An 11479-nucleotide genomic window follows, 5' to 3' on the forward strand; every position below is an offset into this window, starting at 1 on the left:
TGGCCCATGCACGCTGTGTTGCTCACCGAATTCGGCACGCCCGACGTGCTGCGGCTCACGGAGGTGCCCACCCCGGAGCCCGGCCCGGGCAGCATCCGGGTTCTGGTACGCGCCGCGGGCGTGCAGCCGGCCGACACGATGCTGCGCCGCGGGTTCGGGCCGCCGTCGATGGCGGTCGACCTCCCTCTCGTGCCGGGCAACGAGTTCGCGGGCGTGGTCGACGCGGTCGGCGACGGGGTCACCGAATTCTCCGCCGGGGACGAGGTATTGGGCTGGTCGATGCTGGGGTCGTACGCGGAGGCCGTGGTCGTGCCCGTCGACCAGGTGGTCCGCAAGCCCGCGTCGATGCCCTGGGAGGTCGCGGGCGTGATGTCGGCTTCCGGCCAGACCGCGCACCGTGCGCTGCGCGAACTGCGGGTGGGCCCCGGCGACACCGTGCTGGTGCACGCCGCCGCGGGCGGGGTCGGTACGGCGGCGGTCCAACTGGCCGTCGCCTGGGGCGCCGTGGCCGTGGGCACCGCGAGCGAGGCCAACCACGACTACGTGCGGGCGCTGGGCGCGACCCCGGTGGTGTACGGGGACGGTCTCGCCGCCCGGGTGCGAGCCGCGGCCCCGCAAGGCGTGGACGCGGTGCTGGACGCCGCCGGGCGCGGGGCGCTGGACGCGTCCGTCGAACTGGTCGCCGACCGTTCGCGCATCGGCACGATCATCGACTTCGAGGGCGCGGAGCGCCTCGGTGCCGTGGGCCTGCGCGGCGGCCCCGGGGCCCGCACGACCGCTCGGCTGGGCGAGTTGGTCGACTTGTACGAGAAGGGTGCGCTCGCGGTCCACGTACGGCAGCGGCTGCCGCTCGCCGAGGCGGCGGAGGCGCATCGGATCGTCGAAGCGGGGCACGGTCGCGGGAAGGTCGTGCTCGTCCCCTGAGTCCGGCCGTCGGCGCCGTCCCGACCGCGGCAGCGGCAGCGGACTTCGACGACTTCGCTTGTCGCTTGTCGCTTGTCGCCACTGTCATTGCCATCACAGTCGTCGACGGCGTCACTGAGACCGTCGGCCGTGTGCCGTGCCCGTTTTCCGTCTTCCCACGGGCACGGCGCACGGCCGACTTGCGTTCTCGTGCGCCCACTTCGTCCCACGGTGGCTCGCACGCCCGACAGCAGGTACGTCAGCGGAGGCGCGGCCCGAGCGTCACAGGAACGGCGAGAACGGTTCACCCCCGAGACGCAGGTCGCCGACCGCCTCCAGCATGCGGTCCTGGACGGCGATGTGCTGCGACGCCGTGACGATGTCCCGCAACTGGCGGTCCAGTGGCGTGCGGTCGGTGTAGACGGCGCTCGCCCCGGCCAGGTCGTACAGCGTCTGGACGGCCTCGCGGCAGGCACGGAAGGCGTACCGGCGGGCGAGCGCGCCCGGTCCGCGGTCGGGCGTGCCGCCCGCGGCGAGCGTCGCCCAACTGTCCTCCAGCGTGGTGCGCACGTACGCCCGGGCCGCGCCGACCAGGGTCTCGGCGTGCGCGAAGCCGGCCTGCACGCGCGGGTTGCGGCCCACCTTCTGACGAGTCATCGAGTCGGTCTTGTCGAGCAGCAGATCGCGGGTGGCGTCGAGCGCCGCCCGTCCGATGCCGAGCGCGACCCCCGCCATCTTGGCGACGAGGTGGTCCGCCGTCGCGTACAACGGGTCGGTGCGGAGCGGCGGATCGGTGAACACGAAGGTGTTCCCGCGGGCCACGAAGGCGTCGTGCACCTCGAAGTCGTGTGACCCGGTGCCGCGGAGGCCGGTGGTGTTCCAGGTCTCCACGACCCGCACCGCCGACGTGTCGAGCAGTGCGACACGCCACGAGGGCGTGTCGTCCTCGGCGAGGATGCCGCACAGGACGTGGTCGGCGGCCTGGATGCCGCTCGCCATCGCCCAGCGGCCCGACACGCGGTATCCGCCGGCGACCCGGCGGCCCCGGCCGAGCGGTGGCAGCACGGCGGCGAGCAGCCGGTCGGGCGAGGGGAAGACCGCCCGTACCTGCTCGTCGTCCCAGTGCATCGCGCACAGCCCGGCGTCGATACCGATCGCGGCGCACCAGGCGACCGAGGCGTCGGCGTACGCCAACTCCTCGATCGCGCTCACGATCTGATACGGCGTCATTCCGGGGCCGCCGAGGTGGGTGGGGAACAGCGCGCCGAGGAGCCCGGTGGCGCGCAGGCCGGCGACGACATCGTCGGGTACCCGGCCGGCGGTTTCGATCTCGGATGCGCGCGGTGCCAGCGTCGCGGCGAACTCATGTACCGCTAGCAGAACTTGGTCCGCCGCCCGGGGCGATTCCCGGACCGCGACGGGCGACTCGGCGGCGGCCGCTTCCGCCCTGTTCCGCCGCGCCACCGCGGGCGTCGGTTCCGCCTCGCGGGCCGCTTCCGCCGGTGATCTGGGAGTCGTCGCCACGGTGCCGGGGTCGTCGAGGCCGACCGCACGCCACACCAGCGCCGCGACGTCCTTGTGGTCGCCCGCGACGAGCACGGTGGCGAAGCCGAGTTCGGCGGCGGCCGCGATGTTGGCGGGCGAGTCGTCGACGAAGAGCGTCTCCGCGGCCGAGGTCCCGAGGCCTTCGAGGACGGCGTGGTACATCCGCGGATCGGGCTTGCGGGCGCCGAGTTCGTAGGAGCGCACGATGACCGGGAACAGCTCCGCCCACGGGTGGAGGTCCCACCACAGCGGTTCCAGTTCGCGTACCGCGTTGGTGCACAGGGCGAGCGGCACACCTGCCGCGGCCAGGTCGCGGGCGAGGCCGAGGTACGCGTCGTCGAGCGTGAACGGCGGCGGCAACGGCATGCCCGGTGGCAGAGGTGCCCCGGGCGGCGGCAACGGCGGCATGCCGGCGGGTCCGCCCCCGGGGAAGCCGCCTGGGAATCCGGCCGGTCCACCCGGTCCGCCCGGTCCACCGGCGCCCGGCGGGGGCATCGGCGGCATGGGCATGCCGGGCGGCATCGGAGGCAGCGGCATCCCGCCCGGCACCTCACCGGACATCGCCGCCCGGAACAGGTCGGTGAGGGTGATCTCGCCGCGTTCCAGACGGTGCCACGGGTGGTCGCCGTCGGCGCCGGACGGACCGAAGAAATCCTTGGGCGGCGCCATCGGTCCGCCGGGCGGGTGCGCGAGCACTCCACCGACATCGAAGACGACGGCCTTCACCGCACCGGGCGTCGGGTCCTCTGCCATCAGGCGACCTCGGGGTAGTCGCGCAGCCGCCGCGAGTCGAGCATGCGGTGGTAGCGGATGAAAATGGACGTGGCGATGCCCTCGATGGCGGCGCGCGCCGCGTCGACGGTCTCCGGCGCCGCCGCCCAGGTGTCGAACCGCACGGCGTCGGCCTGCGGGTCGGGTTCCATGGCCGGCTCGTGCGGGCTGCGCTTGAGCGTCAGGTAGGGCAGCGGAAGACCGGTCTTCTCCTCGACGCGCCGGGCGAGCGAGCCGACCGCGTCCGCGTACGTCGCGGTCATCTTCTTCAGGGCGACGACCGTCCAGTAGCGCAGCAGGGGGTCGGTGGTGACGTCGATGTGGTGGGTGACGACGGCGCGCAGGTCGCGGTGCGTCTCGGTGGCGCGGTCGAGGTAGATGAACTCGAGCGTGCGGCTCACCGGCCAGTTGAGCCGGTCGTCGAGGCCGAGCGAGTGCCAGTCGACGTACAGCATCTTCGAGCGCGAACCGAAGCGCGCGGCAAGGCGGTTGACGGCGCGTTCGGCGGGAGTGGCCGGGAACGCGTACGGGACCATGTGCCGGTACACGGTCGGGGTGCCCGTGGTGTCGGTGGCCATGAACAGCAGCGCGAGCCGCAGGCGGGCCGCGCCCTCGTCGAGGTCGTCGACGCGGAAGAAGTCGAGGACGCCGGAGTCCGCGACCTTGTCGGTCTCGTGGCGCAGCGCGGCGACCAGCGGTTGCTGCGTGGGATGCGGGTCGGTGGGCCAGAAGTTGAACGTGTAGCCCTCCGGCCACAGGGCGTCGCCCTGGTAGTCGCCTTCGCGTTCGATGGCCTCGACGTCTGTGGGCGGACTGGCCTGCGTACGGCGGCGGAACGCGAATCCGCCCTGCGACAGGGTCTCCTGGGCGAGTTGCAGCATGTGGCTGTTCTGCTCGTCGATGAGCTCGAAGGCACGTACCGCGAGGCGGATCGCGTCGTCGCGCTGCTCCTGGGTGAGCTCCATGTCGGCGAACACGGCCTCGTGCTCGTCCTCGACGGCGTGGCCGGTCTCGCGTTCGAGGTGGTACTGCCCCCAGTAGATGAGTTCGCGGCCGGTCCTGGCCGTGTAGCGGTCGGCGAGTTGCGAGGTGTGCCGGAACAGGGCGTTGCCGCAGGCTTCGATCGCCTCGACGACGGCGTAGCGTACGGCCGGGTCCTGCGCCTCGATGTAGAGCTTGGTGATCGCGGTGGTGCGGCGGCGCAGTTGCTCGTTGACCTCGCTGCTGAACAGCCAGTGGAAGACCTCCGACGGCTTCCACTCCAGCAGGTCGTCCCAGCCCAGGGTCTTGAAGTCCGCCATGAACAGCCGGGAGTGGGTCATGTCCTCGTCGGCGTGGCCGGTCAGTGCGGCACGCGGGGCGTCGAGCGCGGGCGGCGGCGCACCGCTGCCGCCTGCCGGGCTGCCCCCGGGGCTGCCCGCCGGGCCGGCCCCGGTCGTTGTGCCGGTCGCGCCCGTCCCGCCGATCGTCGTCGAGTCGTAGGCGATGTGGTAGATGTTCAGTTCGCGGAAATACATGATGAAGTTCGTGAAGTACAGCGAGAACCAGAGTTTCTTTTCCGGCTCCGTGTCGTCTTCCTCGACCAGCCACTGGTGCAGTGGATGGTCCTCGATCCGGTTACGCCAGTCATCGATGATCTTCCTTACCTGCTCCATGGCGGGCTTTCTAACAGCGCCCGCCACGCACCAAGAAGAGAAAGTTTGACTCGCACACACAATCTCGACAAACGGCGTCCGAACTTCCGTTTGTTTACGGCGATTTAAACGGCGGACTGGCCTCCGTCGACTGCGAGAACCTGCCCGGTGATGTATGAGGCGGCGGGCGAGGCGAGGAACACCGCGACGGCGGCGACCTCCTCGGGCTGCCCCCAGCGGCGCATCGGCACGATGGCGGCGGTCTGCTCGCGGGCGGCCGGGTGCTCCCAGAAGGGGCGGTTGAGGTCGGTGCAGACCGGGCCCGGACAGATCGCGTTGACGCGTACGCCGACCGCCGCCCACTCGGCGGCCAGGCTCCGGGTGAGCGCGACGATGCCGCCCTTGGCGGTTCCGTACGCGGCCAGGAACGGCACGCCGAGCATGCCCGCAACCGAGGTCATGTTGATCACCGAGGCGCCGTTCCGGGACAGCAACTCCGTTGCCAGGGAACGGCATACGTTCACCGCGGAGTCGACGTTCAGGCGCCAGGTGGCCTCCCAGGCGGCCGGGTCGAGGCCGACCGCCGGACCTGCGGCCGGAACGCCGCCCGCGTTGTTCACGACGGTGTCGACGTGCCCGAGCCCGTCGACCGCGGCCCGGACCGCGGCGGCCACCGCCTCGGCGTCGGTGACGTCGCACGGCAGCACGAGCGCGCGTCGGCCGAGCGCTTTGACCTCGTCGGCGACGACGTCGAGGGCGTCGGCCGAGCGGGCCACGAGCGCGACGTCGGCCCCGGCGGCGGCCAGCGCGAGCGCGGTCGCCTTGCCGATGCCGCGCGACGCACCGGTGACAAACGCCGAACGCCCGTCAAGATCGAACATTCCCATGGCTGTTCCCCCTGCTCCAGGTTTTCGGCCATGATTCCGTGCGGTACGGCACCGGGATGCGGAATCCACCGATACGGATCCGCGGTCCACCATATTTCGGCCATCCGGAGGGGCGATGAAATTCGGACTCACGATGTTCGCGACCGACCTGACAATTAACGTCACCGAGATCGCGGTCGCGGCCGAGGAACGCGGCTTCGCCTCGCTTTTCGTTTCCGAGCACACGCATCTGCCGACGAGCAGGCGCAGCAATCTGCCGATGTTCGACGAACTTCCGGTCGAATACGGACACACGCTTGACCCGCTGATCGCCCTCACCGCGGCCGCGGGCGCGACACGCGGCCTGCGGCTGGGCACCGGCGTGTGCCTGCTCGCGCAGCGCGAACCGATCGTGACCGCGAAGGCCGTGGCGTCGCTCGACCTGCTGTCGGGCGGGCGGTTCGAGTTCGGGGTGGGGTTCGGATGGAACGAGGAAGAGGCGGAGGACCACGGCGTGGTCTGGTCGCACCGACGCGGCGCGGTCCGCGAACGGGTCCTCGCCATGCGGGAGTTGTGGCGAGAGGAGGTGGCTTCGTACGACGGCCGGCACGTCCGGTTCTCGCCCAGCTGGTGTTGGCCGAAACCCCTCCAGGCAGGCGGACCACCGGTGCTGCTCGGCGGCTTCGGCGGGCCGGTCCTTGCGGAGCACGTGGCCGAATACGGGGACGGGTGGCTGCCGGTTGGCAGTTTGAGCGTCGAATACGGTCTGCCGCAGATACGCGCGGCGTGCGAGCGCATCGGGCGGGATCCGGCGGACCTGCGCATCATCCCGTGCGGCGGCTTCCCGCCCACCCCGGCCGAACTCGAGCGCTACCGCGAACTGGGCGTGATCGAGCAAGTCGTCCTGACAGTCCCCCACGCCCCGAGAGACGAGGTCCTGGCCACCCTCGACCACTACGCAAAGACGTTCCTCCCCGACTAGGGAGTGTCTTCAAATTCGCGTCGGATAGCCCGCGGGCCGTGGTGCGTGCGCTCGCAAGGCGCGGGCCGCAGCTCGGCCTGGGTTTGGCCGGGCAAGGTCCGCAACGCGGCGAGCGTGCGTGCCACGGTTCGCGGGCCCGGCGAGAATTTGAAGACACGACCTCGGGTTCACACGGCAGGTGTCGGGCGTGGACCCGCCCGTGCCGCGCCGACCGCGGCAGGGACGGGTCACGGTTCGATGAGGCCTGCGCGAATCGCGTAGCGGGTGAGTTCGAGGCGGTCCTTGAGGCCGAGTTTCTGGAGCATGTTGGCGCGGTGCCTTTCGACGGTCTTGGCACTGATGACGAGCAGGTCGGCGATCTCCTTGGACGTGTGGCCCTCGGCGACGAGCTTGAGGACCTCCTCCTCGCGGTCGGTGATGGCTCGCGGAGGCAACGGGTCGCCGAGCCGCACGCGTTCGAGGTAGTCGCGGACGAGGGTGGTGACCGCACCGGGGTAGATGAAGGGTTCGTCGCGTATCGCGGCGTGGCAGGCGTCGACGAGATCGCGGTCGGCGACCGACTTGAGGACGTAGCCGCTCGCGCCGACTCTGAGCGCCTCGAAGAAGTACTGCTCGTTGTCGTACATCGTCAGGAAGAGGATCCGCAGGTCGGGCCGGAGCCGGGAGAGTTCGCGGGCGGCCTGCAGCCCGGTGGTGCGGGGCATGGCGATGTCGAGGACGGCCAGGTCGATGTCGCCGGCGCGGGCGCGGGCGACCGCCTCGGCGCCGTTGTCGGCCTCGGCGACGACGTGCAGGTCGGGTTCGCTGTCGAGGATGAGCCGGACTCCGCGGCGTACCAGCGCATGGTCGTCCGCGAGCAGGATGCGGGTGGGATCCGGGCGGGCGGGATCCGGGCGGGCGGGATCCGGGCCTGCGGAGGTCATGCCGGTGCGGGTCATGTGGTGCTCCTGGTGTGGACGGGTACCCGCAGGTGCACTTCTGTGCCGCCCGCGGCCCCGGGGCCCACCGCGAGTTCGGCCCCGATCAGCAGCGCGCGTTCGCGCATGCCGCTGATGCCGGTGCCCGCGGCGGCGGAGCCGATGCCCCGGCCGTTGTCGACGACCACGAGTTCGACGGCACCGGCGCCGACGGGCCGCAGGCTGATGACCGCGCGGTCCGCTTCGGCGTGCCGGGCGACGTTGGTGAGGGCTTCCTGCGCGACGCGGTAGACGACGAGCTCGGTCTGCGGATCCAGTGGCGGCAGGTGCGGGGCCAGTTCGCGCCGGACGGTCAGGCCGGGCGTACCGATCTCGGTGGTCAGCGCACGCAGGGCGCTGGCCAGGCCGAGTTCCTCCAGGACGCCGGGGCGCAGGCGGCGGGCGATGCGGCGGATCTCGTCGAGGCCGGTCCGGGTGGTCTCCTGGGCGAGCCGCAGGTCGTCGCGCAGCGGCGGCTCGGCCCGGTCCGCGGTGTGCTTGAGCTGCAGCAGTACGGCGGTGAGGGTCTGCCCGACCTCGTCGTGGAGTTCCTGGGCGACCCGGCGGCGCTCGCCTTCCTGGGCGGAGAGGGCGTTCGCCCTGCTGGCCGCGCGTTCGGTTTCGAGCCGGTCGACCATGGTGTTGAAGGTGCCGATCAGGTGCGCGACTTCACCCGGTCCCGTCACCCGCATGCGGGCTCCGGGGTGCATCGGGTCGACGCCGGTCATCGCGGCGGCCAGCCGCTCCAGCGGGGCCAGGGACATCCGCAGGACGACCGCGTTGGCGCCCAGCATCACCGCGGCGCCGGCGCCGATCACGACGGCCTCGCCGAGGTTCACGGGCGTCGACACCGTCACCGGGCCGAGCAGCAGGAGCGCGGCGAGGGCCAGGACCGTGGCGTTGGGAAGGAAGATCCGCCAGAACAACGACACGACGTTCCCTCGCGCTCCCTGGTGCGGCCGCCGTACGCCGACCGCACTCCGGCCGACTGAGCCGTCCGGACGGCTCAGTCGGTTCCCACCCGCCACAGTCTTGCGAGGTGCCGCGTCGTGCGTCCATCCGGAGTGACACCCATCTGTGTACGTTTCCGCGCACGGCCCGCGCGTGCGCCCTGGGGAGGCGACGAACCCGGGTGGGCTGGTCTCACGGTTTGCCCGCGAGGAACACCAGGAGGCCGGGCGGCGGCCCGCCCCGGTGCACCGGCTCGTTCGGGTGGGGCCGCGCGGGGGCCGGGGTCAGGGCTGGACCGCGAAGACGTGGACCGCCCTGTCGACGATCGTGTAGGCGTGCCGGGTGCCGACCGGGGTGGGCACCGACTCCTCGGCGGTGAGGGCCAGCTCCGGTTCCTTGGCGACCACGTTGCCGGTGCGGGCGTCGAGGGCGACGGGGTTGCCGGAATTGGCCCACAGGATGCCGCCGACGATGCTCACCGGTACGAGGGGGTCGTCGCCTCGGGTCTGCTGCCACAACGTCTGCCCCGAGGCCGTCTCCCAGGCCGTGGACCGGGACTTGTCGCGGTCGGTGGCGAGGACGGCGATCTTGCCTTCCGGGTCCGCGACCGCGAAGAGGGCGCCGGCGGGGCTGGTCGGGCCGGTGCCGGCGGGCTTGCCGGTGACGGGGTCGTACAGCCCGACGACGCGGCCGTCTTCGGAGCCGGCCGCGGCCCAGGAGATGACGATCTTCCCGGCCAGGCTGCCGAGCACCTCCGGGCCGTCCGCGGACGTGTTGCCCGCCGGCTCGGCCCCCGCGGGCCGCACGAGCGTGTCACTGGCCCAGCGGCGTGCGCCGGTGGCGGGGTCGAGGGCGACGAGCGTGCGGCCGTTCGTCTGCGAAGTGTCGCCTGCGCGCTCGTACTTGAACATCGTTCCGGCGGCCATGGCCTTCGATTCGGCACCACCGCCGCCTACGACATAGACCTCGCCTCGTGCGATGGCATAGGAACAGGCGTCGGTGACCGAGCAGTTCATGCGCTGTCCCGCGCCGGTGTCGCCGACGCGCCGGACGCTCAGCGCCTCCTTGCTCCCGCCCTCGGGCGCCAGGATCCAGCCGTCCTGGAGGATCGAGTCGTGCATGCTCAGGCGCTCTTCGCCGCCGCCCAGGCGTTCGCCCCGCTCGTCGTACGCCTCGATCAGCCACGGCTTCTCGGCGGTCGGATCGTCGGCCTTGGTACGGGGCTGCTGCCCGCGCACGATGACGGCGGGCTTGCCGAGCCACGTCTCGCCGCTGACCTCGCCGTACACGTTCAGCGTCTTGCGCACCGTGCCGGTGGCCACGTCGCGCAGCTCCACCGTCTGCTGCCGGAGGCTGTCCGAGGAAGTGCCGTACGCAGGTGTGGCGGACGGCTCGGGGCCGACGACGTTCGCGATGGCGACCGTTCCCTCCCCGAGGGCGAACACCGTCGTGCTGGTGTCCGTCGTGCTCTTGCGCTCGACGGACCACAGGGGCTTGGCCGCCAGCCCGGGCAAATCCGGCCCCTCGTACGCGGGCCCGTCCGCCGCCGCACCGTCCGCCGCACCGGTCCGACCGCTCGCCCCCGGCTCGGGGGTGCCGGGGCCGGCTGACGAATCGCCCGAGGAACTGCACGCCGACAGCGTCAGGAGGGCAGTGACCGCGGCTATTCGGACAAGGTGGCGGCGCACGTGTTCTCCAGGCGTCGGTGATCTTGAGGGCGACTGACAATAGAGGGCACCTCGCCAATACCGCCATCCACTCCGCGCGGACCGCCAAACGCTCTCAGAACGTTGCGCGAGACCTCACCCCGTGGTGCCGCCTGCTCTCCCCGCGGTCCGCGCCCAGGTCGGCTTCCAGGCTTCTCCCTCGACGAGTTGGGGCCGGGTGGCGGTCAGGTGGGCGCGCAGCGCGGCCAGCCCGGGATGGCGGTTGGCGGTGTGCCACAGGAGGAAGTGCGGGTACACGGGGCTCGGGTCGCGGAGCGGGATGCGGCGGAGGTCGTATCCGGCCGGCCAGACGAGCGGGGTGCGATCGCTGAGGAGGGTGGCCACGACCGGGGAGTCCGCGACGGTGTCCAGCAGGCTCTCGACGCCGAAGTCCGGGCCGATGGCGTCGATGGACAGCTCGAAGGTGTCGGCGAGTTCGTCGTAATAGGCGGCCCATTCGGTGCCCGGCACCGCGCCGGGGATCCAGATGCGGTGGCCGACGAGCTGCGCGGGTGCGACGACGCGGGCGCCGGCGAACTCGTGCGCCGGGCCGGTGACGAGTTGCAGGGGCTCGTCGAGGACCGGCGTGGCTTCGACGTCGTCGGGAAGACGGCGTCCCGGGGCGGCGACGGCGCGGAAGGTCGCGTCGATGGCACCGGAGCGCAGGGCGTCGACGGCCTCGTCGACATGGAAGAGCGTCACGACGTCGAGTTCGACGGCGGGGTGGGTGCGGTGGAAGTCGCGCAGCAGGCCCGCGGCCGCCGTCCGGCGGCCGATCACGTCGACACGCAGCGGGCGGCTGCCCGGGCGTACCGATGCGGCGGCGCGTTCCTCGGCCAGCAGCAGGGCGCGGGCGTGCGGGAGGAAGGCCTGTCCGTCGACGGTGAGCCGGGCACCGCGCGGGGTGCGGGTGAACAGGCGTACCCCGAGGCCGTCTTCGAGCGCGGCGATGCGCTTGGAGACGGCCTGCTGGGTGATCGCGAGAGCAACGGCGGCTTCCTGGAACTGCCCCGCGTCTGCGGCGACGACAAAGGTGCGCACTGCTGAGAGATCCACGCCGCTCATCATAGAGACACAACCATTGGTTGTTTCACGGCGGGCTTTTGGTTGTTTGATTCCGGAATTCAGCCTGGTTTTGATGGTCCGGGTCAACGCTTGGTTGAGC

The 11479-nt window shown here is 71.8% G+C and carries 9 protein-coding genes; 2 read left to right on the plus strand and 7 right to left on the minus strand.

The genetic code is table 11. The features are described 5' to 3' along the window. Window positions 1–6 precede the first annotated feature (6 nt). On the plus strand, window positions 7–924 hold the full coding sequence (locus AB0C36_RS00280; RefSeq protein ID WP_358346921.1) for an NADP-dependent oxidoreductase: 918 nt from the start codon (window positions 7–9) through the stop codon (window positions 922–924). Window positions 925–1185: 261 nt separating this feature from the next. Here the strand turns inward: AB0C36_RS00280 and AB0C36_RS00285 are convergent, their stop codons facing one another. The 3 genes from AB0C36_RS00285 to AB0C36_RS00295 all read right to left on the minus strand — a co-directional run bounded on the left by AB0C36_RS00285 (window position 1186) and on the right by AB0C36_RS00295 (window position 5740). Beyond that, on the minus strand, window positions 1186–3201 hold the full coding sequence (locus AB0C36_RS00285; RefSeq protein ID WP_358346923.1) for an HAD-IA family hydrolase: 2016 nt from the start codon (window positions 3199–3201) through the stop codon (window positions 1186–1188). Then, a complete protein-coding gene (locus tag AB0C36_RS00290) occupies window positions 3201–4874 on the minus strand; it encodes a hypothetical protein (protein WP_358346926.1) in 1674 nt (557 codons plus the stop codon). The genes AB0C36_RS00285 and AB0C36_RS00290 overlap by 1 nt, the downstream gene beginning before the upstream one ends. A 104-nt stretch (window positions 4875–4978) precedes the next feature. Next, on the minus strand, window positions 4979–5740 hold the full coding sequence (locus tag AB0C36_RS00295; RefSeq protein WP_358346928.1) for an SDR family NAD(P)-dependent oxidoreductase: 762 nt from the start codon (window positions 5738–5740) through the stop codon (window positions 4979–4981). A gap of 115 nt (window positions 5741–5855) precedes the next feature. Between AB0C36_RS00295 and AB0C36_RS00300 the strand changes: the two genes are divergently transcribed. Continuing rightward, on the plus strand, window positions 5856–6701 hold the full coding sequence (locus AB0C36_RS00300) for an LLM class F420-dependent oxidoreductase (RefSeq protein ID WP_358346930.1): 846 nt from the start codon (window positions 5856–5858) through the stop codon (window positions 6699–6701). Window positions 6702–6928: 227 nt separating this feature from the next. On the opposite strand, the gene AB0C36_RS00305 is transcribed toward AB0C36_RS00300, so the two are convergent. The 4 genes from AB0C36_RS00305 to AB0C36_RS00320 form a co-directional block, all read right to left on the minus strand. Further along, window positions 6929–7624 carry a response regulator gene (locus tag AB0C36_RS00305; protein ID WP_358347302.1) on the minus strand — a complete coding sequence of 232 codons (696 nt, stop codon included), beginning with the start codon at window positions 7622–7624 and terminating at the stop codon, window positions 6929–6931. An 11-nt stretch (window positions 7625–7635) separates the two neighbouring features. After that, a complete protein-coding gene (locus tag AB0C36_RS00310) occupies window positions 7636–8589 on the minus strand; it encodes a HAMP domain-containing sensor histidine kinase (protein WP_358346933.1) in 954 nt (317 codons plus the stop codon). A gap of 303 nt (window positions 8590–8892) precedes the next feature. Next, window positions 8893–10296 (minus strand): PQQ-binding-like beta-propeller repeat protein, encoded by a 1404-nt coding sequence (locus AB0C36_RS00315; protein WP_358346936.1) that lies wholly within the window; start codon window positions 10294–10296, stop codon window positions 8893–8895. Window positions 10297–10410: 114 nt separating this feature from the next. After that, window positions 10411–11370 carry a LysR family transcriptional regulator gene (locus AB0C36_RS00320; RefSeq protein ID WP_358346938.1) on the minus strand — a complete coding sequence of 320 codons (960 nt, stop codon included), beginning with the start codon at window positions 11368–11370 and terminating at the stop codon, window positions 10411–10413. Window positions 11371–11479: the final 109 nt, after the last annotated feature.

Origin of the sequence: Streptodolium elevatio (assembly GCF_040649515.1) — a bacterium.
In the GTDB taxonomy this organism is placed as follows: domain Bacteria; phylum Actinomycetota; class Actinomycetes; order Streptomycetales; family Streptomycetaceae; genus Yinghuangia; species Yinghuangia elevatio.

Bases quoted from the DNA above. Each gene is read 5' to 3' on its own strand.
- AB0C36_RS00280 (WP_358346921.1), top strand. From the start codon at position 7: ATGCACGCTGTGTTGCTCACCGAATTCGGCACGCCCGACGTGCTGCGG.
- AB0C36_RS00285 (WP_358346923.1), bottom strand. From the start codon at position 3,201: ATGGCAGAGGACCCGACGCCCGGTGCGGTGAAGGCCGTCGTCTTCGAT.
- AB0C36_RS00290 (WP_358346926.1), bottom strand. From the start codon at position 4,874: ATGGAGCAGGTAAGGAAGATCATCGATGACTGGCGTAACCGGATCGAG.
- AB0C36_RS00295 (WP_358346928.1), bottom strand. From the start codon at position 5,740: ATGGGAATGTTCGATCTTGACGGGCGTTCGGCGTTTGTCACCGGTGCG.
- AB0C36_RS00300 (WP_358346930.1), top strand. From the start codon at position 5,856: ATGAAATTCGGACTCACGATGTTCGCGACCGACCTGACAATTAACGTC.
- AB0C36_RS00305 (WP_358347302.1), bottom strand. From the start codon at position 7,624: ATGACCTCCGCAGGCCCGGATCCCGCCCGCCCGGATCCCGCCCGCCCG.